This window comes from Hyphomicrobiales bacterium (assembly GCA_039989895.1).
Taxonomy (GTDB): Bacteria; Pseudomonadota; Alphaproteobacteria; order Rhizobiales; family JACESI01; genus JACESI01.
Genome location: JBDXGY010000006.1, coordinates 848,094 through 874,505, shown reverse-complemented (window position 1 = coordinate 874,505; position 26,412 = coordinate 848,094). Strand labels below are relative to the sequence as shown.

Annotated in this window: 20 protein-coding genes and 1 tRNA gene; 10 read left to right on the top strand and 11 right to left on the bottom strand. The window is 45.5% G+C overall.

The window, feature by feature from the left end; all coding sequences use genetic code 11:
• Positions 1–15: 15 nt before the first annotated feature.
• The gene (locus ABJ081_10635) at positions 16–1,398 is read right to left on the bottom strand and encodes a M48 family metalloprotease (protein MEP6357128.1); all 1,383 of its coding nucleotides are present in this window, start codon (positions 1,396–1,398) and stop codon (positions 16–18) included.
• A gap of 584 nt (positions 1,399–1,982) precedes the next feature.
• Here ABJ081_10635 and ABJ081_10630 point away from each other — a divergent pair.
• Complete coding sequence (locus tag ABJ081_10630) at positions 1,983–2,960, top strand: CoA ester lyase (protein MEP6357127.1); 978 nt, start codon at positions 1,983–1,985, stop codon at positions 2,958–2,960.
• Positions 2,961–3,104: 144 nt separating this feature from the next.
• Here ABJ081_10630 and ABJ081_10625 read toward each other — a convergent pair.
• A tRNA-Lys gene (locus ABJ081_10625) sits at positions 3,105–3,180 on the bottom strand.
• 287 nt (positions 3,181–3,467) lie between these two features.
• Here ABJ081_10625 and ABJ081_10620 point away from each other — a divergent pair.
• The gene (locus ABJ081_10620) at positions 3,468–4,199 is read left to right on the top strand and encodes a cytochrome c biogenesis protein CcdA (GenBank protein MEP6357126.1); all 732 of its coding nucleotides are present in this window, start codon (positions 3,468–3,470) and stop codon (positions 4,197–4,199) included.
• 5 nt (positions 4,200–4,204) lie between these two features.
• Here the strand turns inward: ABJ081_10620 and ABJ081_10615 are convergent, their stop codons facing one another.
• Positions 4,205–5,155, bottom strand: a complete 951-nt coding sequence (locus ABJ081_10615; protein MEP6357125.1) for an SPOR domain-containing protein — start codon at positions 5,153–5,155, stop codon at positions 4,205–4,207.
• A gap of 98 nt (positions 5,156–5,253) precedes the next feature.
• On the opposite strand from ABJ081_10615, the gene glmU reads away from it, so the two are divergent.
• The 3 genes from glmU (at position 5,254) to ABJ081_10600 (ending at position 9,407) form a co-directional block, all read left to right on the top strand.
• The gene (gene glmU / locus ABJ081_10610) at positions 5,254–6,612 is read left to right on the top strand and encodes a bifunctional UDP-N-acetylglucosamine diphosphorylase/glucosamine-1-phosphate N-acetyltransferase GlmU (GenBank protein ID MEP6357124.1); all 1,359 of its coding nucleotides are present in this window, start codon (positions 5,254–5,256) and stop codon (positions 6,610–6,612) included.
• Between the two features lie 129 nt (positions 6,613–6,741).
• Positions 6,742–8,568 (top strand): glutamine--fructose-6-phosphate transaminase (isomerizing), encoded by a 1,827-nt coding sequence (glmS, locus tag ABJ081_10605; GenBank protein ID MEP6357123.1) that lies wholly within the window; start codon positions 6,742–6,744, stop codon positions 8,566–8,568.
• Positions 8,569–8,675: 107 nt separating this feature from the next.
• Positions 8,676–9,407 carry a DUF502 domain-containing protein gene (locus ABJ081_10600; GenBank protein ID MEP6357122.1) on the top strand — a complete coding sequence of 244 codons (732 nt, stop codon included), beginning with the start codon at positions 8,676–8,678 and terminating at the stop codon, positions 9,405–9,407.
• Here ABJ081_10600 and recG read toward each other — a convergent pair whose 3' ends face one another.
• Entirely contained in the window at positions 9,408–11,522 is a 2,115-nt protein-coding gene (recG, locus tag ABJ081_10595; protein ID MEP6357121.1) for an ATP-dependent DNA helicase RecG, read from the bottom strand.
• A gap of 147 nt (positions 11,523–11,669) precedes the next feature.
• Here recG and ABJ081_10590 point away from each other — a divergent pair, with 147 nt between their 5' ends.
• Both ABJ081_10590 and mfd read left to right on the top strand, forming a co-directional pair.
• Positions 11,670–11,957 carry a succinate dehydrogenase assembly factor 2 gene (locus ABJ081_10590; GenBank protein ID MEP6357120.1) on the top strand — a complete coding sequence of 96 codons (288 nt, stop codon included), beginning with the start codon at positions 11,670–11,672 and terminating at the stop codon, positions 11,955–11,957.
• 1 nt (position 11,958) lies between these two features.
• Entirely contained in the window at positions 11,959–15,450 is a 3,492-nt protein-coding gene (mfd, locus tag ABJ081_10585) for a transcription-repair coupling factor (protein ID MEP6357119.1), read from the top strand.
• Here the strand turns inward: mfd and ABJ081_10580 are convergent.
• From ABJ081_10580 to ABJ081_10565, 4 genes are all read right to left on the bottom strand, one after another.
• On the bottom strand, positions 15,447–16,103 hold the full coding sequence (locus tag ABJ081_10580; protein MEP6357118.1) for a DsbA family oxidoreductase: 657 nt from the start codon (positions 16,101–16,103) through the stop codon (positions 15,447–15,449). The two genes, mfd and ABJ081_10580, sit on opposite strands and share 4 nt — an antisense overlap.
• Positions 16,104–16,177: 74 nt before the next feature.
• A complete protein-coding gene (locus ABJ081_10575) occupies positions 16,178–17,503 on the bottom strand; it encodes a diguanylate cyclase (protein MEP6357117.1) in 1,326 nt (441 codons plus the stop codon).
• A 106-nt stretch (positions 17,504–17,609) separates the two neighbouring features.
• On the bottom strand, positions 17,610–19,307 hold the full coding sequence (locus ABJ081_10570; GenBank protein ID MEP6357116.1) for a class I adenylate-forming enzyme family protein: 1,698 nt from the start codon (positions 19,305–19,307) through the stop codon (positions 17,610–17,612).
• Positions 19,304–21,106 carry an extracellular solute-binding protein gene (locus ABJ081_10565; protein ID MEP6357115.1) on the bottom strand — a complete coding sequence of 601 codons (1,803 nt, stop codon included), beginning with the start codon at positions 21,104–21,106 and terminating at the stop codon, positions 19,304–19,306. Before ABJ081_10565 ends, ABJ081_10570 begins: the two co-directional genes overlap by 4 nt.
• A 470-nt stretch (positions 21,107–21,576) precedes the next feature.
• Here ABJ081_10565 and ABJ081_10560 point away from each other — a divergent pair, with 470 nt between their 5' ends.
• Positions 21,577–22,263: an invasion associated locus B family protein gene (locus ABJ081_10560; GenBank protein MEP6357114.1), complete on the top strand. Its 687-nt coding sequence runs from the start codon at positions 21,577–21,579 to the stop codon at positions 22,261–22,263.
• A gap of 109 nt (positions 22,264–22,372) precedes the next feature.
• On the opposite strand, the gene hspQ is transcribed toward ABJ081_10560, so the two are convergent.
• The 3 genes from hspQ to ABJ081_10545 form a co-directional block, all read right to left on the bottom strand.
• Positions 22,373–22,711, bottom strand: coding sequence for a heat shock protein HspQ (hspQ, locus tag ABJ081_10555; protein MEP6357113.1), 339 nt, complete (start codon positions 22,709–22,711; stop codon positions 22,373–22,375).
• 104 nt (positions 22,712–22,815) lie between these two features.
• Positions 22,816–23,736 carry a hypothetical protein gene (locus ABJ081_10550; protein ID MEP6357112.1) on the bottom strand — a complete coding sequence of 307 codons (921 nt, stop codon included), beginning with the start codon at positions 23,734–23,736 and terminating at the stop codon, positions 22,816–22,818.
• 50 nt (positions 23,737–23,786) lie between these two features.
• Entirely contained in the window at positions 23,787–24,941 is a 1,155-nt protein-coding gene (locus ABJ081_10545) for a UbiH/UbiF family hydroxylase (GenBank protein MEP6357111.1), read from the bottom strand.
• Positions 24,942–25,064: 123 nt separating this feature from the next.
• Here ABJ081_10545 and ABJ081_10540 point away from each other — a divergent pair, with 123 nt between their 5' ends.
• Both ABJ081_10540 and ABJ081_10535 read left to right on the top strand, forming a co-directional pair.
• A complete protein-coding gene (locus ABJ081_10540) occupies positions 25,065–26,045 on the top strand; it encodes a quinone oxidoreductase (protein ID MEP6357110.1) in 981 nt (326 codons plus the stop codon).
• A 9-nt stretch (positions 26,046–26,054) separates the two neighbouring features.
• The gene (locus ABJ081_10535; GenBank protein ID MEP6357109.1) at positions 26,055–26,402 is read left to right on the top strand and encodes a Spx/MgsR family RNA polymerase-binding regulatory protein; all 348 of its coding nucleotides are present in this window, start codon (positions 26,055–26,057) and stop codon (positions 26,400–26,402) included.
• Positions 26,403–26,412: the final 10 nt, after the last annotated feature.

The window sequence follows — 26,412 nt, the reverse complement described above, 5'->3', positions numbered from 1 at the left end:
GATAACAAAATCATATCATAATTTTGGTTTGCGGAAAGCTAAAATATCATCAGCTTCTAGCCAGCCTCTTGATCCGCGGGGGAGTAATTTTTGGGCTCGCTTTGCTTGAACCTTTGCTCCTCGTACATCACCGAGATAAAAAAGTCCGTTTGCATGTGCTAGAGTTGCATCACCGATTTTGCCTTGTCTGTTATAGGCGATGGCAAGCTGTCTGTGTGCAAGTCCGAGACTTTGATCACGCGATACGGCTGCTGTTAAAACCTTAATGGCTTCATTGGTGTGCTTTGCATCTTCAGTGGCGACAAGTGCATGTCCCAGTTGAGACAACATAAGTGGTTGCCCGGGAGAAAGCTTCAATGCTTTGCGTAGAGGTGCTATGGCTTCTCGAGGTTTCCCGCTTTCAAGATAGGCTTGGCCTTTCAATTCCCAAAAATACGGGTAATTGGGAGCGCGTTTAATAAGAGCGTCAATGCTTTTTTGTGCTTTTTTTACATTGCCAAAGCGGTAACCAATAATGGCGCGAGCATAATCAGCTGCTAGTGATTTATCCTTTTTGGGATAGAGCTTGCCCACTTGTTGAGGGTGCTCTGTGAAAGCCGCTAACTTGGCATGCATGAGGGTATGTCTAGCCAGCATTCTTGGTGGGTCTTTGCGATCTCTATATTTGCTTTGCTCCACTAATCTTGTGATCAACGATATACGTTCACGTGGTAGTGGGTGTGATTGGGTGAAGGGGTCAATAAATCTTGATGAAATCGGGATTTGGCGCTGTAATGTTTCAAATGTACGCAGCATCCCTTCGCCTGATTGTTGCGTTTTTTCAAGATATTTCATCGCTGAACGATCGGCGGCCACTTCCTGAGCGCGCACATGGGCGAGTAAGTTGCGTTGTCCAAGAGCACCGCCTCCTTGAATGCCGGCTAAGCCACCTTGTATTACTTGGGCATTGCCAGCTGCTGCACCAGCGGCGGCTGCTACACCAGCTAAAATTTGTGCAAAAATCGAAATTGTTCGCGCATTCGCGGCAGCTGATCTAATGCTGGAGAGGTGGCCCCCTGTGATATGACCAACCTCATGCGCAATCACGCCAATCACTTCATTGGGCGTCTTTGCCTGTTTTAGCGTGCCGGTATTCATAAACATACGTTTGCCATCAGCAACAAAGGCGTTGAAATCGTTGGATCTGACAAGGTGGATATTCACGTAGTTTGTTCCCAAGCCCGCCGCCTTGAAAATCGGATTTGAATAATCACGCATTAAAGCTTCAATTTCCGCATCACGCACGAGAGATATGCCTCGCTGGGCGTTTGCTGAGGAAACGAATGCGGAGGATGCAATCACACCTGAAAGGAGTGTGGCGCCAATAGTTTTAAGGGGGGAGCGAAAATTTAATATCATTCAAATTACCTTTTGTTATGGCGTTGTAATACCATCGTATCTGCGCGTTCTCAAATATGGTTTGATAATTGCTGCAAACTCATGGCTGAAATATGACTATAGATACAATGAGCAGGCTGTTGGGAACGGGTCATTGGCTCACACACTTCAATATATGCACAATAGTCCATCTCATAACTCTTTTGTCGAGTATTTAATCACATTTTTGTCTCCAAAGCGTGATGATGATGATTGTTCTTCCCTTTTAGGGTGATCGAGTGTCACTCGTTCATCATTGTGATTGGTTATTTCAAAACTTTATAAGAGTTGTAATCTGCAAGAAAATTGCAGGAAAAGGTGCTGTTTTCTGACAGAAGTTTATTCACTTGTCTGACCTTTATGAAAAGTTGTCTGTGACGAGTCGTGCGCTGGCAGTTGCCTTTTTCTTTTTATCGCGACTTGCTATAAATGGGGGTGGTCAGACCTAAGTTGCCGATTGTCTTGTAAGCAGAAAAACCGGCCAAAATAATACGCTTGACAGACATAATGTTTTTGCTTTCTGTGTTTCACCCAGTTCAGGAACATAATGCTAAGGATAATAAAAGATGAGCTTTCATCCCATCGAGCAAGCGACTGTACGACTAAACCGTAGCGAACTCGCGGTACCAGGAAGCAAGCCTCAAATGTTTGAAAAGGCTGCAAAATCTGATGTTGATGTAATCTTCCTTGATCTTGAAGATGCCGTTGCACCAGACGAGAAAGAACAGGCGAGAAAAAACGTCATCAAGGGCTTGAACGAAATTGACTGGGGAACCAAATCGATGTCGGTCCGCATCAACGGTTTGGATACACACTACATGTATCGCGATGTGGTTGACGTTATTGAGCAGGCTGGTGAGAGGCTCGATATGATCATGATACCGAAAATTGGGACGGCCGCAGATGTCTATGCAGTGGATATGTTGGTGACTCAAATCGAAGATGCAAAAGGGTACAAAAAACGCATCGGTTTTGAGCATATAATTGAGACCGCTTTGGGGATGCAAAACGTTTCGGAAATTGCCAGTGCTTCCAAGCGAAATGAAAGTCTTCATTTTGGGAGCGCAGACTATGCTGCAAGTGTACGCGCACGAACCACACTCATCGGAGGTGTGAATGAAGATTATGCCGTCTTGACTGATCCGGATTCAGATGAAAATCGCGATGTCCATTGGGGAGATATGTGGCACTATGCACTCGCACGGATAGTCGTGGCTGCGCGTGCCAATGGATTGCGTCCTGTTGATGGTCCGTTTGGTAATATTAAAGATCCTGATGGTTTCAAAGCTGCTGCAAAACGGGCTGCAGTTCTGGGCTGTGAAGGAAAATGGGCCATTCACCCGAGTCAAATCGCATTAGCTAACGAGGTTATGAGCCCTTCGAGCAGCGAGGTTGATCTCGCAAAACGTATCTTGAAAGCTATGGCTAAAGCCGAAACAGCAGGCCAAGGTGCAGTATCACTGGACGGACAATTGATCGATTATGCATCCATCCGCCAAGCAGAAATCATGGTTGAAAAAGTCAAACAAATCGCTGAGGGCTGAATAAAGCTAAGCGGCAATGCTACTAAATTGGTCGTGAATATAAGGGTGCTTTAGTATCGAAAATAACGTGCAAGTCATGTAACTGGCGCCGAGTGTACACGAACTGCGTTCATATCATATAATTATTGATTTTATTGAGATCTATGGTGAGCCGGCAGGGATTCGAACCCTGGACCTACTGATTAAAAGTCAGTTGCTCTACCAACTGAGCTACCGGCTCCAACGCATAGACGGGCTTCTTAGGCTGTGTGACTTAGTCAGTCAATAGCTTTTATGCCAATATATTTACACCGTTTGAACATCAGGTTAACGCCGTGGTTTGGCTGCTCAAGAAGATGTTAATAGATGTGCGTTGTTCAATATTTAAAAACAAGATATGCCAGCATATATTATCTGGGTAACTTAAGCTGCTGACATCATGTTAATGCAAGTTAGTATTTATCTTGGCTTAAATGAATGAAAACTTGTTCGTTGACCAAGAATGATAATGTGAAAGACGAATAATATATGGAAATTTCATTGATAGGTGCTTTATTGGGTGGTGTTATATCATTCGTATCACCTTGTGTTTTGCCGCTTGTTCCACCTTATCTTTGCTATATGGCTGGGGTTTCAATCGATCAATTGGTTGGCGAAGAGGAATCAGAGCGGCCACAAAGTTATATTTTATTTGTGTCCCTTTGTTTTGTGCTCGGTTTTACAACCGTCTTCGTTGCTTTGGGAACAAGTGCCTCATTGATAGGGCAGGTGCTATTGAAGCATCAAACAATTCTGGCTCAGATTGCAGGTGTGGTTATCATCGTTATGGGCCTGCATTTTCTTGGTCTGTTTAAACTAGGCTTTTTATATAAAGAAGCGAGACCTGATGCGAGCAAAGTAACATCTGGTCCTGTTGGTTCTTATGTGATGGGCTTGGCTTTTGCTTTTGGTTGGACCCCTTGTATAGGTCCGATTTTGGCAACTATTCTAGCCTTAGCAGGCACAGAAGACAGTGCTTCAAAAGGTGCGTTGTTGCTTGGTGTTTATTCAATGGGTATAGGCATCCCGTTCATGTTAGCGGCCTTTTTCGCAAAGCCTTTTATGGCCTTTATGATGAAGTTTCGCCGGCATCTTGGTTCTGTGGAAAAGGCAATGGGTGGAATGCTTGTTGCCACCGGAATTCTCTTTGTCACCGGCTCCATTACATGGATTGCTAACTATCTGATTGAGTTTTTTCCGGCACTTGCAACTATTGGATAAGCTGGCTAATTGGGAAATAATGAGGTTTTACAAAATCCCTCAGTGGAACGCACAGCTACACATGCTTTGATTGCGTCACTGGCATCTAAAAACGGGCCAGCAACAACACGTGTTTCACCATCTGCTTTGCCTGTAGAAATATAGCGTGGAGTAAGATTAGCCAAAATACCTGGTCTTTTAGTGCTGAGCTCTTTCCATAGCCCCTTGGCGCGGGCTTTTGTCGAATTCACGCCAAGATCAATGGCAAATTTTGAGCTGTTAACAATGTTGATGCTTCCCACGACAGTTTTATCAACGCTTGGTTTTGTCGATTTATTGGTCTTGGCTACAATCGTAGTGCCAGAAGTTGCTTTTGATTTCTTTACTTCTTTTACGAGCTTGTCAGGCAAGGCCTGATTTGTTTTTGCTTTAAAAGAGTTCCGCGCTTTCGCTATAGCTTTTCCACTCCGCTCTGGATTTAGATTAGGTCCCCGCTGCGGAGTTATAATACGTGGGGTTTGAGAGGCGATTTTGTTTTTATTTTGTGTATATTGTATCTCTTTTTCTAAAGTTTTTGTGTGAGTACGCGTTTTATCGAGCTGTTTTTCCAATTCAATAACTCTGTTATTTAAGGAAACCTGTTCACCTCGAAGGCGTTGAATAACAATAGATATATCATCAATTTTCTTTTTTTGAGCTTTCGAATCGAAAACATGTTTGTTTCGTCTAGCTACTTTGATACTGCGTGTTCCAGAGGAAGTACTTGCGGTTGTAATTCTATCGATCTGAGGATTGAAGTTTTGGGCAAGTCTATCGTCAAAGTCGGTTACTAAAAAGGAGATGCCGACTGTAAGAAGCGCAAGCAGAGCCAAAGCACCCCAAAAAACGCTAATAGCTGAAGTTGTAAATGTGGATTTTTTTGAATCGTCCAACAAACGTTTATCTGTTTTTATATCTTTTTGTGTAGAAGATAGCATGGTCTCTTCAACGTCCCGTTCGTTGTTAAAAGTTTCGACTATATTAATGATACTAGATTCGTTGATATTTAACGAATAAGACAAAGAAAAGGTGAAGGATGGCTGAGATGTTGCTCGCTGTAGTTCTAGCGGCTGGTGAGGGAACGCGGATGCGTTCCAATTTACCTAAGGTTTTGCATGAAGTTGGTGGCTTGCCGATGGTGGGACACGTTATCCGTGCCATTGAACTAGCGGGATGTGATAATGTATCGCTTGTTGTTGGTAATGGTGCAAAACAGGTGGAAGAGGCGGCGAGCCTGATGAAGCCAGGCTTGGAAACATATGTCCAAAGTGAGCGGTTTGGCACGGCTCATGCTGTTCTTGCGGCCAAAGAGGCTTTTGCTGATGGCACTCACGACATTATAATCGGTTACGGCGATACGCCGCTTGTGACGCCTGAGCTTTTTGCTTCTGTGGTCAATGCGCTGGAGCAGGGGGCTGATGTTGCGGTTCTAGGCTTTGAAGCGGAAGATCCCACGGGCTATGGTCGTTTGCTCATGGATGGTGAAACGTTAAGCGCCATTAGGGAAGAAAAAGATGCAAGCGCCGAAGAACGCCGCGTTACCTTTTGTAATAGTGGTATTATGGGCTTGAAAGCCAAACACGCTCTGTCGCTTTTGGAGGCGATTGGTAATGACAACGTAAAAGGCGAATATTATCTCACGGATGCCGTTGAGATCGCTCGCGAGCGCGGGCTTAATGTGCGTGCTGTGAGTGGGCGGGAGGAAGACACGCTCGGCGTTAATAATCGTGTGGAATTGAGTCAAGCAGAAGCCATCTATCAGGATCGTCGACGTACAGAGTTCATGCTTGAAGGCGTTACATTGACCGCGCCAGACACAGTTCATTTCTCGTTTGATACAAAAATCGGGCGCGATACCATTATCGAACCCAATTGCTACTTTGCGCCAGGTGTTCAAATTGCCGATGGTGCTATTATCAAAGCGAATTCATATCTTGAGGGCGATTTGAAGAAGGGGCTTTTGGTTGAAGTAGCCGCTGGTGCGCAAATCGGTCCTTATGCGCGGCTGCGCCCGGGTGCAAACATTCATGCCGATGCGAAAGTCGGGAATTTTTGTGAAGTTAAAAATGCCATAGTGGCGCGCGGCGCGAAGATTAATCATCTGACTTATATTGGTGACGCTGAACTAGGCGAGGGCGCGAATATCGGGGCGGGTACAATTACCTGTAATTATGATGGTTATTCTAAGTTCAAAACCATTGTTGGTGCAGGCGCTTTTATCGGGTCAAACTCTTCATTGGTTGCGCCTGTAACGGTGGCCGATGGTGCTTATGTTGGTTCCGGTAGTGTCATAACAAAAGATGTATCCGCTGATGCTTTAGCAATCGCACGGGGCAAACAGATTGAAAAAAGCGGTTGGGCGCGTACGTTTCGTGCAAAGGCAGCGAAAAAATAGCGTTATACGCTTATCAATGGCGCTTCTTTACCTTGACCATGTAAAAATATGTAATGAGGCGTGATTTTCCTATAATGAGAACGCAAGTTAAGAGTATGAAAATTATGACGCAAGGTTGGGTATAACATCATGTGCGGTATTGTAGGTATCTTAGGCAAGCAACCTGTTGCGCCATTATTGGTCGACGCATTGAAGCGGCTCGAATATCGCGGATATGATTCTGCGGGTGTTGCTACGCTTGAAAATAATGTTCTCGATCGTTGCCGCGCTCAAGGCAAACTCATCAATCTTGAGAAAAAGCTGGAAGAGACCTCGCTTACAGGTCATAGCGGCATTGGTCATACCCGATGGGCAACGCATGGCGTGCCAAGCATTAGCAATGCGCACCCGCATCGCAGCAAACGGGTTGCCGTTGTTCATAATGGAATTATCGAGAATTTTCGCGAGCTACGTGATGAGCTGGAGGCAGCGGGATATTCTTTTGAGTCAGATACCGACACTGAGGTGATTGCTCATTTGATTGATGTTTATCTCACAAATGGAGAAACACCAGCCAATGCTGTGCGTCTTTCTCTTAAGAAGTTAACCGGCGCTTTTGCATTAGCGATTTTGTTTCACGGTGAAAATGACTTGATGATTGGTGCGCGTCAGGGCAGTCCGCTTGCTATTGGGCACGGCGAGGGTGAAAATTTCCTTGGGTCTGATGCTATCGCTTTATCGCCCTTCACCAACGATATCACCTATTTGCAAGATGGTGATTGGGTGATTGTCACGCGTACGTCAATTGAGATTTTTGATGAAAATGATGCGCCAGTAACGCGCGCTATACAAACGTCAATAGCTGTTTCCACAATGACAGAAAAAGGCAATCATCGCCATTTCATGCAAAAGGAAATTTATGAACAAGGCGAAGTGGTTGCGCGTACGTTTAATCACTACCTTGACCTTGAAGCGGGTAAAGTGCGCTTGCCACAGGAACTGCCTGTTGATTTTAAAAAGATAAACCGTATTTATCTTTCTGCCTGTGGCACGGCTTATTATGCTGGTCTTGTGGCTAAATATTGGTTTGAAAAAATTGCCCGTTTGCCCGTTGATATGGATGTGGCTTCAGAATTTCGGTATCGCGAAATGCCGCTTGATAAAGACGGGATGGCTCTTTTTATCTCTCAATCTGGTGAAACGGCTGATACGCTTGCGTCTCTGCGTTATTGTAAGAGTGAAGGCTTGCCCATTGCATCGATTGTAAATGTGCAAGAATCCACCATTGCGCGTGAGAGCACGATTGTGTTTCCCACACTTGCAGGACCCGAAATTGGGGTTGCTTCAACAAAAGCTTTCACTTGTCAGTTGGCCGCACTTGCGTCTCTTGTGGTTGCGGCCGCTGTTCAGCGCGGACATTTGGATGCAGTTGCCGAAAAAGAACTCATTACAGCCTTTAATGAGGTGCCAAGCTATATTGAACAGGCGTTGCAGCTTGAAAAATCGATTGATCATCTTTCTAAAGACCTCTCGAAAGCAACGGATGTTTTATATCTTGGCCGTGGCACATCATTCGCTCTCGCCCTTGAGGGTGCGCTAAAGCTGAAAGAAATTTCATATATTCATGCAGAGGGTTATGCGGCAGGTGAGTTGAAGCATGGGCCTATTGCCTTGATTGATGAAAATATGCCGGTGGTGGTGATAGCGCCTTTTGATGATATTTTTGAAAAAACAGTCTCTAATATGCAGGAAGTTGCTGCACGTGGTGGCAAAATTGTTTTGATTACTGACAGACGAGGGGCGAAAGAAGCGTCGATCGAGGCGCTTGAAACGATTGTGCTGCCCGATATGCCTTCAGCCATCACACCTTTGGTCTATTCTATACCTATTCAGTTGTTGGCCTATCATACGGCTGTTTTCATGGGAACAGATGTCGATCAACCACGAAATCTGGCAAAATCAGTCACGGTAGAATAAATCTTTAGCATTCGCACAGTGTTTAAGCTTGGTTCTTTGTCACAAATAGCTATGTAATGGACTATGTGCATTGGTGAAGTGCTTATATATTATAATTGGTAAGATTAATGGCCGCGATTAGGACGAATAAGAAAAGACGCAATGGAAGTGATGTTCCGCCTAAGAAGGCTGGCCTATTCACGCGGCTTCGCAACTATTTTTTGACCGGCCTTGTTATTGCGGCCCCCATTAGCATCACACTTTACTTGACGTGGACCTTTGTTTCTTTCGTCGATAAAAAAGTAAAGCCGCTCATACCGGCGATCTATAACCCTGATAATTATCTGCCGTTCTCTGTTCCTGGTGTTGGTCTGTTTGTTGCAATTTTTGGCTTGACCATTCTTGGCTTTATTACAGCTAATTATTTAGGCCGCAGCATCATTGCGACAGGCGAGCGCCTGCTCAGCCGTATGCCCTTAATCCGCAATCTTTATAGTGGCTTAAAACAGATATTTGAAACAGCACTATCGCAACAGCAAAAAAGTTTTCAGCAAGCAGGCCTAATAGAATATCCGAGAAAAGGTATTTATGCGGTCGTCTTTATTTCAACTGAAGCCAAAGGCGAAGTAAAAGAGAAATTGCAAAAGGGCAACGATGAAGTGATTGGCGTCTTTTTGCCAACCACGCCAAATCCGACGTCTGGCTTTTTGCTGTTTGTAAAAGAATCCGATGTTCGTATTCTCGATATGAGCGTTGAAGAGGCTGCTAAACTGGTTATTTCTGCGGGTCTTGTTTCGCCAGACCATAATGAGAAATTGAAAGAGCTTGCTGAAACATGCATAAATAACACGGCAGAATAATTATCCTGCTCGCAACAGCCTTATCGCTTCATCTCTATCAAATATATACAAAAGCCGACGAAGCGCATCGCCGCGAGCGCCTGTTAAATCAGGGTCTTTTGATAAAAACAGGCGTGCATCGTCTCTCGCTGTTGCGAGAAGGTCTGCGTGAAAGGCCATGTCAGCCACTTTAAAACCTGGCATGCCGCTTTGTCGTGTACCTAGCAGATCGCCTTCGCCGCGTAGTTTCAAATCTTCTTCGGCAATAATGAAGCCGTCTTCGGTATCCTTCATCACCTGAAGGCGCGCACGTCCCACCTCACTTAGTGGGCCTTTATAAATTAAGACACAGTTGGATTTTTTCTGTCCACGCCCAACGCGACCACGTAATTGGTGTAGCTGGGCAAGACCAAAGCGCTCGGCGTGTTCAATGACCATGATGGTGGCATCAGGCACATCAACGCCCACTTCAATCACGGTAGTTGCTACCAAAATGCGGGCATCTCCTGTTGCAAAGCGCTGCATGGCGGCGTCTTTTTGGTCTGCGGGCATTTGTCCATGCACGAGGGCTACCTTTTCGCCCACTAATTTTGAAAGCGAGGCGTAGCGTTCTTCGGCGGCGGTAAAATCAAGGTCTTCATTTTCTTCCACCAATGGGCAGACCCAATAGACTTTCTCACCCTCATCGATGGCGGCTTTTATACGGGCCGCGATGTCGGGCAAACGATCTATTGAGACGGTGCGTGTGTCAATCGGCAATCGTCCTGCGGGTTTTCCATGGAGTTTTGAGACATCCATGTCGCCAAAATAGGTCAAAACCAACGTGCGTGGGATCGGAGTTGCCGTCATAACCAAAAGGTCCGTGGCTTCACCCTTAGAGGTTAGAGCTAAGCGCTGATGGACACCAAAACGGTGCTGCTCGTCGATGATGACAAACCCAAGCTTGTTGAAAACAACGCTTTCTTGAAACAATGCATGAGTGCCGATGATGATATGAATATCACCGCGTTGCAGTGCGTCCAGTATCTCTGTCCGCTGAGCGCCTTTTTCACGCCCCGTTAGAATTTCGGCCCGAAGACCAGCGGCTTCAGCTAGCGGTGCAATGGTTTTCATGTGCTGGCGAGCTAGAATTTCGGTTGGGGCCATGAGGGCTGATTGAAAACCAGCCTCGGCTGAGTGCGCCATAGCCATAAGACCGACGACCGTTTTCCCAGCCCCTACATCGCCTTGTAGCAGACGCAACATGCGCTCAGGTGCCTCTAAATCAAGTTCTATTTCTTGTAACGCCTGAACTTGCGATTCAGTCAAGGTAAAGGGTAAGGCGTTTATAATCTTTTGTTTGTGTGTGCCTGTGCCTGTTTTTACGATACCGCGCGTTTTACGCACCTTTGCCCGTGTCAACGCAAGCGCTAGCTGGCTTGCCAGAAGCTCATCATAGGCAAGGCGCTGGAAACCGGCACTCTCAGGCCCAAAATGCTCGGCATCTACGGGAAGATGCACAGTTTCAATCGCCGTCTTGAATGAAGGCCATTTCTCTCGTGCCATTACAGATGGATCAATCCATTCTGGCAGTGGAGGCACAAGGCCAAGCCCTTGGCGCAAAGCTTTACCAAATGTTTTCGGCGAGAGGCCTGCTGTCATTGGGTAAATTGGCTCAATCAGAGGTAGTTTTTTGAATTGCTCTTCATTGACGATGTGGTCAGGGTGGGTCATTTGCGGCATGCCGCCAAAATCATCCACTTTACCGCTGATATAGCGCATGTCGCCAATTGGCATTTGCTTGGCTAGATAATCACCATGGGCATGAAAGAAAATCAGTGTTAGATCGCCAGTTTCATCATGGACAGAAATTTTATACGGCACTCTTTTGTTGCCGCGCGGGGGTGGGCGATGTTCGTCAATTTTTACCTTCAAGGTAACGATTTTCCCCGGTTCAGCATTGGCAATGCCGGGTTGTTGGCGTCTGTCGACCATGCCCGATGGCATATGCAGTATTAAATCAAGAACGCGTGGTTCCAGATCCACACGTAATGCGGGGAATAGTTTTTCTAATATTTTAGCGAGTTTTGGCCCGATACCGTCCAATGTTGTGGCCGGTTTGAACATGGAATCAAGATTGTTTGGGCGGGTTGTCATAGCTAGGGTTAGGTCTACCGAATGAATAAAATCATAACTGAAGTCACACACTATAGCCTAGTTGCTTTGTAGGCGGTATAGAACCGTTTAGCGTGTGTGAAGTGAAAGCCTTCCACAGCCCTTTGATGACAAGACGGATAAATGACAATGGCAAATTCGAGCGGACCTTCCATCTCATCCAGTGGCCTTGATGCCAGACGCAAGAAAATTCTATTTCGCGCGTGGCATCGCGGCATTAAAGAAATGGACATTGTGCTTGGAAATTTTGCAGATGAACATCTGGCAACAATGACAGAGGCTGACCTTGATATTTTGGAGCATTTGATGAGTGCCCCCGACATTGAACTTTTCAAATGGATATCTGGGGAACAAGAAACGCCAGAAGAATACCGTTCTCATGTGATAGACCGCATCGCGGCATTTCATAGCGTCTAATATGAATTCAACCGCTGAATTTATTGAGAATGAAGAAGATGTTATTCTGTCGGGTGTGCCGGACGGGATGGAAGGGCTTGTCCTTTCGGATATGATCCGAGCGAAAAAAGGCGAGGGCTTGTCTCTGGTTTTTGTAGCGCGCGATGGTAACCGTCTTTCGATGATTGAAGAGGCGCTGCGGTTCTTTGCGCCAAATGTCGATATCATCACGCTACCAGCATGGGACTGTCTTCCCTATGACCGTGTGTCGCCATCAGCTTCTGTTTCCGCCGAACGCATGGCGGCTTTATCGAAACTTGGCAATTTGGACGCCATCACTAAGCCCACCATTTTATTGATGACAGCCAATGCAGCGCTTCAAAAAATACCGGCAACGCATACGCTCACCGGCCAAGCGCTTTCAGGAAAACCGGGCAGTCGGTTTGATATGGATGAGATTGTTGGTTGGTTGGAAGATAACGGGTTTGAACGAACGCCGAGCGTACGCGAGCGCGGGGAATATGCTGTGCGTGGCGGTATTATCGATCTTTATGCACCCGGCGATGGTGAACCACTGCGGCTCGATTTCTTTGGCGATACATTGGAATCAATCCGTACTTTTGATGCAGATACTCAGTTATCGGTTGTAAAAAAAGCAAACTTTGAACTCGTTCCCATGAGCGAAATTCAATTGAATGACGCAGGGATCAAACGCTTTAGAGAAACCTATGTTCGGACTTTTGGCGCCACCACACGCGATGATGCCCTTTATCAGGCGGTGAGCGAAGGGCGGCGTTTTGCGGGTATGGAGCATTGGCTGCCGTTTTTCCACGACGAATTGAAGGATATTTTAAGTTTTACTGGCAAAGCACCCATTGTATTCGATCATTTGTGCGATGAAGCGATGAAGGCCCGCTTTGCGCAGGTGAAAGATCATTTTGATGCTCGCCAAAGCGCGCTGGATGAGGCGTTATCCGATGGCTCAACACCCTATAAGCCTGTCCAGCCTGATACGCTTTATCAATCACCGAATCTTTTGGCGGAGGGTATTGTTGCACGCCAGCGTATTGATATGTCGCCGTTTAATATCATGGAAACGGACCGACGCGTGATTGATCTGCAAGGCAATCAAGGTCGTAATTTTGGGCCTGAGCGTAGTAATGAGAATGCCAATGTATTTGATGCAACGGGTACTCACATTATAGATTTGCAGAAGAAGAAATCTCGGGTGGCTATCGCGTGTTGGTCGGTTGGGACTGCCGAGCGCATGGGGCAAATGCTTGTGGACCATGGGTTGGAGCAGGTTAAAACCTGTGAAACATGGGACGATGTGCAGGCGCTACCGCTAAACCATGCAGCCTTGATTGTACTTCCGCTCGAAACTGGTTTTGAGGCGCCAAACTTTTCCATCATTGGCGAACAAGATATTTTAGGCGACAGAATGGTGCGCAAATCAAAGCGCCGCCGCAAGGATGCCGATTTTATTTCTGAAGTGGGCACACTTGGCGAAGGCGATCTGGTTGTTCATATTGACCACGGCATTGGTCGTTTTGAGGGCTTGCGCTCGATAGAGGCAGCTGGTGCGCCACATGATTGTTTAGAGATTGTCTATCACGGTGGTGACCGTCTGTTTTTGCCAGTTGAAAACATCGAGCTTTTGTCGCGCTATGGTTCTTCCGCTGAAGGGGATGCCCATCTTGATCGGCTTGGTGGCACAGCATGGCAGTCACGCAAGGCGAAGCTGAAAAAGCGTCTTTTGGAAATGGCGGATCAGTTGATTGCCGTCGCCGCCAAACGCGCGCTTCGAACTGCCACAGCACTTCCCACGCCTGATGGTCTTTATGGTGAATTTGCAGCGCGGTTTCCTTATGATGAAACCGAAGACCAGATGAATGCGATTGATAGCGTTTTGGATGATCTGGTTGCCGGTCGCCCGATGGATCGGCTTATTTGTGGTGATGTTGGTTTTGGTAAAACAGAAGTTGCACTGCGCGCTGCCTTTGTAGCGGTGATGAATGGCAAACAAGTGGCGGTCGTTGTGCCGACAACTCTTTTAGCTCGTCAGCATCATAAAACCTTCAAAGAGCGTTTCGCCGGTCTTCCTGTGCGTATTGAACAGGCATCACGCCTTGTGGGCGGCAAAGCCTTGAGTGATACCAAAGCGGGCATGAAAGAGGGCGATGTTGATATCGTTGTTGGCACCCATGCGCTGCTTGGTAAGGCGGTTGAATTTAATGACCTTGGCCTTCTTATTATTGATGAAGAACAGCGTTTTGGGGTGAAGCACAAAGAACGGCTGAAAGAGCTTAAGAGTGATGTGCATGTGTTGACGCTATCCGCGACACCTATTCCGCGCACCTTGCAGTTGGCTTTAACAGGCGTGCGCGAATTATCACTCATCACCACCGCGCCGATTGATAGGCTGGCAGTCCGCACTTTTGTTTCTCCTTTTGATGGGTTGACCGTGCGAGAGGCACTACTTCGTGAACATTATCGCGGTGGACAGAGTTTTTATGTGTGTCCGCGGGTCAGTGATATTCGCACTATCAAAGAGTTTTTAGGAGAAAAGGTACCAGAGCTGAAAGTTGCGGTTGCTCATGGTCAAATGGCTCCAACTGAGTTGGAGGATATCATGAATGCCTTTTACGAGGGGCGTTTTGATGTGCTTTTAGCCACCACAATTGTCGAGTCCGGCCTTGATGTGCCGCGCGCCAATACATTGATTGTGCATAGAGCGGATATGTTTGGTCTGTCACAGCTTTATCAAATCCGTGGGCGGGTGGGGCGTTCTAAAACCCGCGCTTATGCGATCATGACAACGCCAGTGAATAAGATACTGACGAAATCAGCCGAGCGTCGCCTTAAAGTACTGCAATCGCTTGATAGCCTTGGTGCGGGTTTTCAGCTTGCTAGTCATGACCTTGACCAGCGCGGTTCGGGTAATCTTTTGGGTGAAGAACAATCTGGCCATGTGCGCGAGGTTGGTTTTGAACTTTATCAACAAATGCTAGAGGAAGCCGTTGCCCAACAAAAAGCTGGTGGTGAGCTGGAAGATGATGGCAAATGGTCGCCACAAATTACCGTTGGTACGCCGGTTTTAATACCAGAGGACTATGTGCCTGATCTCAATTTGCGCCTAACGCTTTATCGTCGCCTTGCTGACCTTCAAGATGCTAAAGAGATTGATGGTTTTGGGGCTGAGTTGATCGACAGATTCGGACCATTGCCAGATGAGGTCGAGCATCTTTTGAAGATTGTCTTCATCAAAGGCCTGTGTCGTACTGCCAATGTTGAAAAAGTTGATGCGGGGCCAAAAGGTGTTGTTTTGACCTTCCGCAACAAAGAGTTTCCCAACCCTGCAGGACTGGTTCAATTTATTGGCGAGCAGGGACGATTGGCTAAAATCAAGCCAGATCAGCGAGTTGTTATTTTGCGCGATTGGCCAGTGCCGACCAAACGCCTTAAAGGCAGTGCTGTGATCTTGAAGCAGCTTGCTAAACTGGCAAAAACTTAAGTGTCTGCGTCGCGTTCAGCTAAAGCTTGTTGTAGCGCTTGCACCAAAGTTTCCGGCTGTTGAGCGCCCATAATGGCGTATTTTTGGTCGATGATAAAACACGGAACACCGGTGACGCCGATTGTTTGTGCATGGGTAATCTCGTCTTTAACTTCCTTCATGTCACTGTCGCCATCAAGCAATCGTTCAACGACGTCGCGGTCCATGCCAATTTCTTCTGCCGCGTCACTGAGTACTGCTTTGTCGCCGATGTCTGCACCTTCCATAAAAAACAATTTAAACAGCTTCTCGACCAATGGCCCTTGATGACCTGTTGTTTTTGACCAGCGAATTAGACGGTGCGCATTGAGTGTGTTGGGGGATTTTTCAATTAAATCAAAGGCAAAGGCTAAGCCTTCGACTTCGCCTGCTTCTTCGATTTGTGAATAGATTTGCCGCGCGTCTTCTTCACTGCCAAATTTTTTGCTGAGATATTCTTGTCGAGACATACCATTGGCTGGAATAGTGGCATCGAGTTGAAAAGGGCGCCAATTGATTTCCACATTCATATTGGGCTCAAGCTCTAATGCCTGCTCTAACCGCCGCTTCCCGATGTAGCACCATGGGCACATTACATCTGAAATAATATCTATGGTGAGTGGCTCGGCAATCATTTCTACTCTCCTGAATTATACAAGCCCGCACTTTTGAGGACTTGAATCAAGAGATAGCACAATCACAGAGGTTCTCAAGCATAGGCTGTGGTGAGGCTTTCCATTATTTGCACCAGACTATCTTCAGGCTTGGAGTCGAAATAATGAGTATCAACATCGACTTTACCCATAAGGCCGCCGACTGAAAATTCTGTCATGCTTAAAACCGCACTAATGCGGCCAATCAAAACAGAGATGGTCAGACCTGATGAATTTGGAGCTGCTACGATGAACTTTCCATCGCCGCGATATGTTGCAATGTCCTCTGCGCGCACGAGCGAGGCGATCGTCTGACCCACTTGTCCGAAGATGCCATCTTGTCGTTGCTTATCGCTTGCTGTCTCGGTGTTGAAAAGGACGGAAACATCAAGCATTCCAAATGCGATTGGTGTTTTCCAAGCTTGACTTTGTCGTACCAGTTTATCGAGATGACGTTCAAAGAATTCGTTGCTTGGCAGATTGGTGGATTTATCACGTATTTTGTCAAAACCGCGAGATTTAAAGGCCATCAACAAGGCGCTTCGCAGTTTTTCAGCCTGAATGAGCGTCTTGGTATGGGTCACAATTTCATTCGCCTCGCCATGTAGATCAAAAAGATCACAAATACCGGTTTCAACAAGGGCTTCTTGTTCGCTCGTGTCCAGCCCTTCTTGCAAAAGTAGTACGGGAAGGGTGAAATAGCGTGCATCCAGTTTGAATTGCTTCAATGTATCAATATCGAAATTTGTATAGGCCAATGTATCGATAATCAGGCAATCAAATGAATGGGTCTCAAACAAAGTCCGCGCTTCTTCAAAATTTGCTGCTGATTTCAAGGTAGCACTGCCGTTGAAAATTGACGCAAGCTGAAAATAACGCTCACCTTTTCCGACCACCAATAAGCGTTCAGAAGAAGGGCTTTGCAAACTCTCAATAGCGGGTGCAGCTACATTAAACAGACGGGCGGTTTCAATTCTACGCGCATATTCAATTTTCATAGCGTTTACGCGAATGAGATGTTTCAATTTCTTTGCAATCACATGGGCAGGTGCACGGTGATTAAGATGTAGATTGACATCAAAAAGACTGAAGTCATTTGGTGAGCCGACCACAACGATTGGCAACACTTTAGAGAGTTTGTTGGATAACAGACGCTTTGAATAATCAGACATAACGGATGGGTCTAAAGCGGAGCCAACATCCAAAATTACAACATCTGGTAAGACGTCAATGACGCTCAAATCAACGTCGCTGCCTGCATAGACCGTTTCGGTGATAACACCATGATTGATGATCTGCTCCAAAGGGCTGTCATAAGCCGTGGCTGGTAGCTTTTGATCTTTGGATGGCTTGATTACAAGTGCACGCGCCGCTCTATACATATGCTCACTATTTCCCCATTCATGAACGCTTCTTTGAACATGGATAAAGGTTGAATATGAATCGAGGGTGAAAGGCGGATGTGTAATTGAAAATAGAGTTAAGCAATTATATCGCTACTTGTTGTCTATCTTCCATCAATTTTCGAGATTTGTTTTCCTCAATAAGCTCGACGAGTTCATGGCGCATGACAACACCACCAACCCCTCGTTTTATTTCATTTATTGGGTAAAGCGCTACGGGTATCTTCAGGTGAGAAACGCCCATTTCCGATAGCTGATTGCTAAATGTTTCTATTGATAGGGTAAGATCACGTGTGACCACTGCGACATTTAGTTCATCTGTTATGGGGTCAATAAAATGAGCCGCGTCAATGATATTGGCAACGGATTTATAAAGATCATCAAGTTCTCCTGCCACCGCTAATTGGTTGGAGCGTTGAATTGTATCGATTAAAAAGCCAATCGGCTCGCATTGTGTAGGGTCATTTTCATTCAAACGGCAGGCAACATGAGTGCACGCGCCTGCATAAACTGTTTTGTTTCTCAGCCGTGATAAGGCTCGTTTCTCACTATTGCTTGGGAACAAGGCTTCAGGGACAGATGCTCCGGTTGCAATAAGTTCACCTCCGGCCAATTTTGTGGACTGTTTTAATTTTGTGTTGGTTGGTTTTTTCAATCGAAGACTAAGATCTTGAACGTCTTCGGTGAGAGGTAAGGAGCTGGGGGTATGTTGGCCAGGGGTGCGTAATTGGCCAAGAGCCACAATCTCATTCAAAATACTGACATCGAATAATTGATTGCCACTATCGCTTTGCTCAACGGGCATTTGGGCTAAATGATTGTTTTTCCATACACAGCCGATGGTCACCTTTTGGTTGGCTGAAAACCGGTTCATTTGTTGAGCAACACAATGTTGTGGAAGGAGCACGAGATCAGGTTTTACCAAATCAAGATGACCAGCCAGCATGTTATCAGTTTGGAAATGGTGAAAATTTACAGCTCCCTTTTGTGTCAGTGTTCGTACGATACCTGCACAAAAACCAATCAACCCAGATAATGCAAAAGGCAAAAGTGTATTTGTTGTTTCTTCAATGACATCAAAAATAGCCCGCTCAGTGCTTAGCCACTGATTTGATGTGCGCGGGATCGCGATCTCAGTGTCTCGTGATTGTAGACTGGTTGGATGCAGACTTATTATTGCATCTGGATGAATGACATCAAAAACAGGTTCAGATTCCATCATCTCTGAAACGGATGGTAGTATCTTGTCGAGGCTGACCACACCATCGGGCAAAGCATAGCCGAAGGCTAAAACATATTTCATGGAAAAGAGATGCTGTGTTAAATCACGACAGCGAAGGGCAGGAGAGTCATTTTCAACCCTGTCTACTGTGATCATTGCACGGGCATGGATCTCGCTCAAATAGTCTTGCATTTCAGCTTGTCGCCAAAAAAGCGGTATGGGGGCTGCTATTAATCCCGCGCGATTAATAGCCAAGATAGATACCGCCATATTGACGGTGTTGGGACCATAAAGTGCCACAACGGCATCTTTTGCTAAGCCTAGCCCTTTGATGAAGGTGGCGAGAATATCTACTTCTTTGTTGAGCGCCCCCCATGTGAGGCTCTTCGTTTCGCCGCTGGTCCATTGACTACGGTTAGGTGCATCACAAAAAGCGAGTGTGTCTGCTTTCTCGCGCCCATTTGTTCGTAAGATGCTGTCTAGCGAATGTGTTTCTGAATTTTCACCCCACAACCCAGAATTAATATAGGTTTGCCGCTGTTCTTCTGTGACCAAAATCATTGACTAGCCTTTTTGATCCACCAAGTCTCAGGACGGGTTCCATACACAGATACTCTAGCTGGCATGCCTATGCGAGTACTATGGGCTACAAGCTGTTTCCCCAGATGATAATGGGGAAGAACGTAATGGCCGGATATCAACAGTCTATCGAGCGCCCGCACGGCATCGATAAAATGTTCTTTTTCACGGGCTGCTAGCATGGCGTCAATCATTGCATCAACGCCAGGGCTTTTAACCCCAGAGAAATTGAAAGAGCCTTGCCGTTCGGCAAAGGGCGAACTCCATCTAAAATATTGTTCATTGCCTGGCGACAGAGAACCGGACCAGCGCCATAATATCATATCAAAATCAAAACTTTTGCGACGTTCTTCAAACTGCGCGGCATCGACTTGGCGGATGGTCAAATTAATACCTAGTTTGCGCAGGTTTTCTGAATAAGATATTGCGATACGACCCGCCGCTCCACCAGCAGGTAGCAAAAGCTCAAGCTCTAATGGCTTGCCATCAGGCCCAATCATAACGCGGTCTTTTAATTGATAGCCAGCTGTGCTCAACATTTTTATAGCATCGCGCAAGACCGTGCGATCGCGACCCGTTCCATCCGTTTTTGTTTGTGAAAATGTGCCCTCAAGAACGTCAAGATTAATCTCGTCCATGTAATCCTTCAATAATTCACGCTCGCGCTTTGATGCTGGTACATTGAGAGAAGACAGAATAGAGGATTGAAAAAAGCTGGAAGTACGGGTGAACCCGCCGGAAAACAAATTGTTGTTTAGCCATTCAAAATCGAAAAGTTTACTAAGAGCCGCGCGAACGCGTACATCGTTTAGGGGAGGGCGTCTTGTGTTATAGGCATATCCGCGCATCCCGGTTGACACACCAGTCATAAATGTCGATTGGACAATACGATCTTGTACGCTTTGATAATTGCTTTTCCAACTGTTGGGATCTGTTTCAAAAAAGACATCGACTAATCCTTTTTTGAAGGCTTCAAAAAGCGTGTTGGTTTCACGATAATAAGTAAAACGAATTTCATCGAAATTATCAAAGCCACGTTTGACAGGTAAATCTTTGGCCCAGTAATTAGGATCACGTGTGAGAGTGATGGACGAGCCTTGATCAACATCGCTCAAGATATAGGGTCCGCTACCCATAAGCGGCGTTAATGTGGTTTGATCGAATGTTTCAGGATCAATCGCATGTTTTGGTAAAATAGGCAGCAGGCTTATAAGGAGCGGCAACTCGCGGTCGGTACCTTTTTTGAAGGTGATGCGTATTTTTCGCTCACCAGTCTTTTTAATATCTTCAATGCTTGCGTAGTATCCTTGGTAATTGGGCCGTCCTTTTTGTGCTAATAGATCAGCGGAAAATATCACATCGTCGACTGTGACAGGATTGCCGTCTGAAAAACGCGCCTTTGGGTTCATTGTAAATTCAATAAATGACCGGTCTTCCGGCATGTAGACGCTTTCAGCCAGCAATCCATACATAGTGAAAGGCTCATCGCGGCTTCGTAACATCAAGCTTTCATAGACGTTATTTCCAAAAAAGGTATCCCTTAATCCTGCGACTTTTTGGCCACGCAGAATGAATGGATTCACACTATCGAACGACCCTCTAATGCCATAAGTAATGGTGCCACCCTTGATGGCATCTGGATCTGCATAGGGAAGATGCTCAAAGTTATTCTCGTGCTCTGGTAAGCCGTGCATTGATATGCCGTGTGTTGGTTTGATTTCTGTAGCTGATGACAATGATGCGGTTAGCAACAAAATAGATAAAACCATGAAACCAAACATGGCTCTCAAGCAACACGGTATAGAGTGCATTCCTATTTTCATGTTTTATTGTTCCTAATGATTATCAAAATTTTGATTTGGCGAATCATGTTTTGGGATTTGACCAGAACAATCATTGTTAGGAAAGATATTCCTTTAAAATCATAATGTGTTCCACCTTGTTTATTAGAATTCATCTGGTTTTATTAGAATCAAACTGGCATCGGTTCATTTTAATGAAAACTGAGGCACTGCTATCGGTTTTGTTAGGGAATATATAACTCATAAAGTGATCACAATTGCGTATAACCAGGAATTAAGAAGGCAGAAAACTTGGTTTCCATTTTTTGATGTTGTACACGATATACGCTGATTCAAATTCTGGCCTAAGTATATAATTGCCGCATTTCTTCCCTTATTGGTATGGAAACTACAGTCATTTCATGCTTAGACGGAGTTAACTACTCTATCAAAACTATATTGAGGTTTTTATGAAGATGTTTTTTCGACCTGTTTCTACACTAATAGCCGCAACCGCAGTTTGTGGCTTATTGACATCTGGCGCTTTGTCACAGGAAACAAAACCTGCGGCACCGCAAGCTGCTGCACCGCAAGCTGCTTCCGCAATTTCAAATACAAATAGCTGGTATAAGATTTGTGAAGTTGATCCGCGATCAAAAGCAAAATTATGTACTTTGAACTTCAGCTTGGCTAATGAGAAGGGTGCCGTAGTTGCTCAGGCTCGTATTATAGAGCAGGCGGGTGCAGCTCAGAAAGGGTTTAGTTTTGCCCTTCCACCAGGACTTTTGATTCAACCTGGTATGCGCATTCAAATTGATGGAGCTAAAACGGGAACCGCTAAATTTCAGGTCTGTACTCAACAGGCGTGCTTTGCTGAAGCTCGGTTTGATAAGGGTTTCATCTCAAACTTGAAGCGTGGTAATGAGATGAAAATTATTGGCATCAACCCAGCAGGCAAGCAGGCTGAGTTCCCAATAACATTAACAGGTTTCACCGCGGCCTATGATGGGCCAGCAGTTGATCCGAAGGCTCTTGCTAAAACTCAAGAGACATTGCAAGACCGCTTGCAACGTAAGGCCGATGAAGCGCGTAAAAACCTTCTTGAAAAAGAGAATAAAGAAGGTGCGGCTGCCGAGCCTGCAAAAGCAGCAGAATAAGCGTTTTAATGACGCAGTCATTTAAGATGATTTTTAATTAAAGGCGGCTCAGAATTGGCCGCCTTTAATTTTGACTTTATGATTGTTTGAAGGTGTTTTTTGCAGATATTTAATGGATGACTTGTCCGGTATTTTCATAAACACCATTGCGCAGCTCACCAAATACCTCCCGTATTTGGGGGTGTCTGATAGGTAGTCCTGTTTTATCAATTATGAGATTTTGTTCGGAAACATAGGCTATATATTCAATTTCGTCATTCTCTGCCAGTAGATGATAAAATGGTTGGTCTTTTTTTGGGCGCACGTCTTCTGGAATAGCCAGCCACCATTCTTCTGTGTTGTTGAACACAGGGTCGATATCGAAGATAACACCACGAAAATCAAAAATACGGTGCTGAACAACTTGCCCAATTTTAAAGCGAGCTGTCCGCTGTTTATTTGTTTCCATTACACTTGTCGTCCAATGATAATAATCTATCTGTCGTAATTCTGTATATCTTATTCGCCAAGACGATTTCGTGCAAGTTTTTGATTTAATGCACAAAATTACTTCTAACACATTGGCTTTTTAATTGGTTGCAGACGATGGGTCCAGCGATAAGGCGCCCACATCCATTGTTCTGGGTTTTCACGGATCCATAATTCAAATTGGCTATGAAGAGCTTGCGTTAAATTGCGGCTATCAACCTTTAGATTGCCAGTTGCTTCATAGTGTATTTGCTTCATATCTAGCGCGAAATGGGCACCTTTGACGCGGCGCAATTGAGCAGCAAATACAGGCTTTTTATATTTAATTGCCAATGTCTCAGGGAAACTTGATACAGGGAATGGCATATTAAAAAATTTGATTGGTATGCCACGGTTAAAGCGAAGATCGCAGACCATTGCCATATCAATACCGTTGCGTATTTTTTCAATGGATTTTTTTGCTGCCCCATCTTGTTGTGAGTAAATCCCTCCGGGAAATAGTGGCTTTCGTAATTTTAGAAAAAAAGCTTCTACTAGCGGATTTCTTATACTTTTATAAATGCCTAATATTTTGTGGTCGCTATATAATACGGTGGGGGCGCTGCTTAATTCCCAATTTCCAAAATGGTGTGTAAGCAAGAGGGCACCATCTTTGCATTCTTCATTCCAATACCGAAAAGTCTCGCTGTCAGCGATAATGCGTTTTGGGTTTTTTAATATGCGATCAGAGATCAAGCCCTCACAAAAAGTGCGGCCAATATTCTCCCACATGGCACGTGCAATTTTCTCACGTTCAATAGGCGTGCTGTCATCACCCAAGGCCCATTCCATATGACGTATTGCGCGTTGATGGCGCTTGTTAAAGGGTGCGATGATCCGCCATGCTTTTCCCATTAAATAGGAAGCCATATCGACAGGCATGTACAGCAGTATGAACCGTATAAAGCGTAGCAGGATATACTCTGTGTAATGTTTATATCTTGTGGGTATGAACTTTTTTTTCATTACATAGGTGATCCGCTATTTGCCTGAGTGGGTGTAAGCTATAACGGCCTTTATTCTGCGCTAAGACCACGTTTCATCACGAATTTTCTCAAAAACGGCAAAGAATTAATAGCGTAAAGGCCGATGCCACGGCCAAGGTGAACCGGAAGTATCTCAGTTAAAAGCGAGCGGTTGAGTGTATCAACTGCTTTTGTGCGGATAGTAACATCTGTTTTTCGTGCTTTGGAATATTGATCTGATAATGATGATGGAGCTGAGTTATGATTGGATGATTGCTGGGTGAGGCAGTCACTCAATGCTTTGATGTCGCGAATGCCGAGATTCATGCCTTGAGCACCTATAGGAGGAAAGACATGGGCACTTTCACCAATCAAAACGACAGGGCCTTTGCCAAACTCATCTGCAGTCAAACCACTTAGTGGATAGGCCATTGGTTTGGCCTTAATCGTTACATCGCCTAAAAGATAATGAGATTTCTCACTAATGCGCTGGGCTAATTCAACGAGAGGTAAGTCAAGAATTTTCTGCGCCTCATCGGGCTTTTCAACCCATACCAGTGAGGAGTTTTTTCCCGGCAGGGGAACAAGCGTAAAGGGGCCGCTCTCAGTGTGAAATTCTGTTGAAATAAAATCATGATCGCGGGTATGCGATAGGTCCATAACCATAGCAATTTGTGGGTAGGACCATTGTGTGGTTTGAATGCCAGCGGCACTTCGCACCATAGAATTGCGACCATCAGTGGCAACCAGTAAACCAGTATTCAGCACTGTGTCGTCTTCGAGTGTTATGGACGCCTTTTCTTCGTTATCGAATTTGACACTGAGAGCGGGCATTTTAATGCGCTTGATATTGGAATGCTTTTTTATAGTTTCATTGAGCGCTATTAAGAGGTCTTGGTTTCTTATGTTATGTCCGAAACAATCGGCATTAAGTTCACTGCTATCAAAGCGTGCTTCAGGGGCCCGTATCAAACGTTTCGTGCCATCCACAATGCGCATAACTTTGAGGGGTGCTGTTTTGTTGTTGAGCTTTTCCCAAACCCCAAGCGAGTTAAGGAAATCAACACCCTCATTCAAAATGGCAGTCGTCCGTCCATCTTTGGGAGCATCAGGGCCAATCAATGTTATTTTTTCGTAGTGATTACCAAGGGAAAGTGCCGCCATTAGTCCAAGTGGGCCCGCGCCAACAATAATGGGATGTGACATGATAAGTGTTGTCCCTTTTGGTAATTTAGTTTGCAGCGCCGCTTTTATCATACTACGAAGCATGTAAACAATAAGCGATTGAGCTAATCGCTTACATGATGCGTGGAACAGGAGAACTTTAAAATGGGCAATGCTATAATTGTAAGTGAAACTGGCGAGCCGCAGGTTATGAAGTATACCTCGATTGAAACGCCGAAGCCGGGACCGGGCGAGGTTCTTGTTCGCCATACAGCCATTGGTGTTAATTTCATCGATGTTTATTTTAGATCAGGTCTTTATCCTTCGCCAAGTGGTTTGCCGTTTACGCCGGGAGCAGAAGCTGCGGGTGTTGTTGAAGTGATTGGGGAAGGAGTGACGGAAGTTGATCCGGGTGATCGTGTTGCTTATGTCATTCCCACAGGCTCGTATAGACATGAGCGTGTGGTGCCAGTGGATCGTTTGGTGGCCATTCCTGATGGCATTGATGACCAAACCGCAGCGGGCATGATGCTCAAAGGTCTGACAGCACAATATCTTCTGCGTCGGACTTATGATGTGAAGGCAGGGGATACAATACTTATTCATGCAGCCGCAGGCGGTGTTGGTCTGCTTGTTTGTCAGTGGGCAAAGCATCTTGGCGCTACGGTGATAGGCACTGTTGGATCAGAAGAAAAAGCAAATCTTGCAAAAGAAAACGGCTGTACCCATACGATTTTGTATCGTGAGGAAAACTTTGTTGAGCGTGTACAAGAAATCACAGAGGGTGTGGGCACGGATGTTGTTTATGACTCTATCGGCAAGGATACTTATCCCGGCTCATTGGAATGCCTTAAACGCTTAGGAACATGGGTAACCTTTGGTCAGTCATCTGGTCCCATCGTCGATTTTGATCTGGCACTTTTAGCTAAAAATGGCTCGCTATTTGCAACCCGACCGACCTTATTCAACTATATAGCGGCGCGTGAAGATTTGATTGCAATGTCAAAAGATTTGTTCGATGTGGTGGAAAAAGGAGCGGTTAGCATTCCCGTCAATCAGCAATATTCATTGCGCGAAGCTGCCGATGCTCATAAAGCGCTAGAAAGCCGCATTACGACTGGCTCTACCGTTCTAATACCTGACTAGAAGCATAAAATGACATTGATACTTTATGGATTAAAAAACTGCGACAGTTGTAAGAAAGCAATCAAGGCTATTGAGGCAACTGGCAAGGCGATAACATTCTTTGACGTGCGCAATGATGGTATTTCCAAGGAAAGCCTTGATGAATGGCTTGCCGCTGTCGGGCGCGATAAGCTTGTCAACACACGCTCTACCACATGGCGAGCACTGAGTGATGATGAGCGCGTTATGGAAAATGATGAAGACGCAAAGCGACTTTTAATTCTTTATCCCACTTTGATCAAACGGCCCGTTATTATCAATCAAGGAACGATAAGTGTTGGATGGTCAAAGGGTCAGGAATCTTTATTCGCTGATTGATCAAGAATGG

Bases quoted from the DNA above. Each gene is read 5' to 3' on its own strand.
- ABJ081_10635 (MEP6357128.1), bottom strand. From the start codon at position 1,398: ATGATATTAAATTTTCGCTCCCCCCTTAAAACTATTGGCGCCACACTC.
- ABJ081_10630 (MEP6357127.1), top strand. From the start codon at position 1,983: ATGAGCTTTCATCCCATCGAGCAAGCGACTGTACGACTAAACCGTAGC.
- ABJ081_10620 (MEP6357126.1), top strand. From the start codon at position 3,468: ATGGAAATTTCATTGATAGGTGCTTTATTGGGTGGTGTTATATCATTC.
- ABJ081_10615 (MEP6357125.1), bottom strand. From the start codon at position 5,155: ATGCTATCTTCTACACAAAAAGATATAAAAACAGATAAACGTTTGTTG.
- glmU (MEP6357124.1), top strand. From the start codon at position 5,254: ATGGCTGAGATGTTGCTCGCTGTAGTTCTAGCGGCTGGTGAGGGAACG.
- glmS (MEP6357123.1), top strand. From the start codon at position 6,742: ATGTGCGGTATTGTAGGTATCTTAGGCAAGCAACCTGTTGCGCCATTA.
- ABJ081_10600 (MEP6357122.1), top strand. From the start codon at position 8,676: ATGGCCGCGATTAGGACGAATAAGAAAAGACGCAATGGAAGTGATGTT.
- recG (MEP6357121.1), bottom strand. From the start codon at position 11,522: ATGACAACCCGCCCAAACAATCTTGATTCCATGTTCAAACCGGCCACA.
- ABJ081_10590 (MEP6357120.1), top strand. From the start codon at position 11,670: ATGGCAAATTCGAGCGGACCTTCCATCTCATCCAGTGGCCTTGATGCC.
- mfd (MEP6357119.1), top strand. From the start codon at position 11,959: ATGAATTCAACCGCTGAATTTATTGAGAATGAAGAAGATGTTATTCTG.
- ABJ081_10580 (MEP6357118.1), bottom strand. From the start codon at position 16,103: ATGATTGCCGAGCCACTCACCATAGATATTATTTCAGATGTAATGTGC.
- ABJ081_10575 (MEP6357117.1), bottom strand. From the start codon at position 17,503: ATGTATAGAGCGGCGCGTGCACTTGTAATCAAGCCATCCAAAGATCAA.
- ABJ081_10570 (MEP6357116.1), bottom strand. From the start codon at position 19,307: ATGATTTTGGTCACAGAAGAACAGCGGCAAACCTATATTAATTCTGGG.
- ABJ081_10565 (MEP6357115.1), bottom strand. From the start codon at position 21,106: ATGTTTGGTTTCATGGTTTTATCTATTTTGTTGCTAACCGCATCATTG.
- ABJ081_10560 (MEP6357114.1), top strand. From the start codon at position 21,577: ATGAAGATGTTTTTTCGACCTGTTTCTACACTAATAGCCGCAACCGCA.
- hspQ (MEP6357113.1), bottom strand. From the start codon at position 22,711: ATGGAAACAAATAAACAGCGGACAGCTCGCTTTAAAATTGGGCAAGTT.
- ABJ081_10550 (MEP6357112.1), bottom strand. From the start codon at position 23,736: ATGAAAAAAAAGTTCATACCCACAAGATATAAACATTACACAGAGTAT.
- ABJ081_10545 (MEP6357111.1), bottom strand. From the start codon at position 24,941: ATGTCACATCCCATTATTGTTGGCGCGGGCCCACTTGGACTAATGGCG.
- ABJ081_10540 (MEP6357110.1), top strand. From the start codon at position 25,065: ATGGGCAATGCTATAATTGTAAGTGAAACTGGCGAGCCGCAGGTTATG.
- ABJ081_10535 (MEP6357109.1), top strand. From the start codon at position 26,055: ATGACATTGATACTTTATGGATTAAAAAACTGCGACAGTTGTAAGAAA.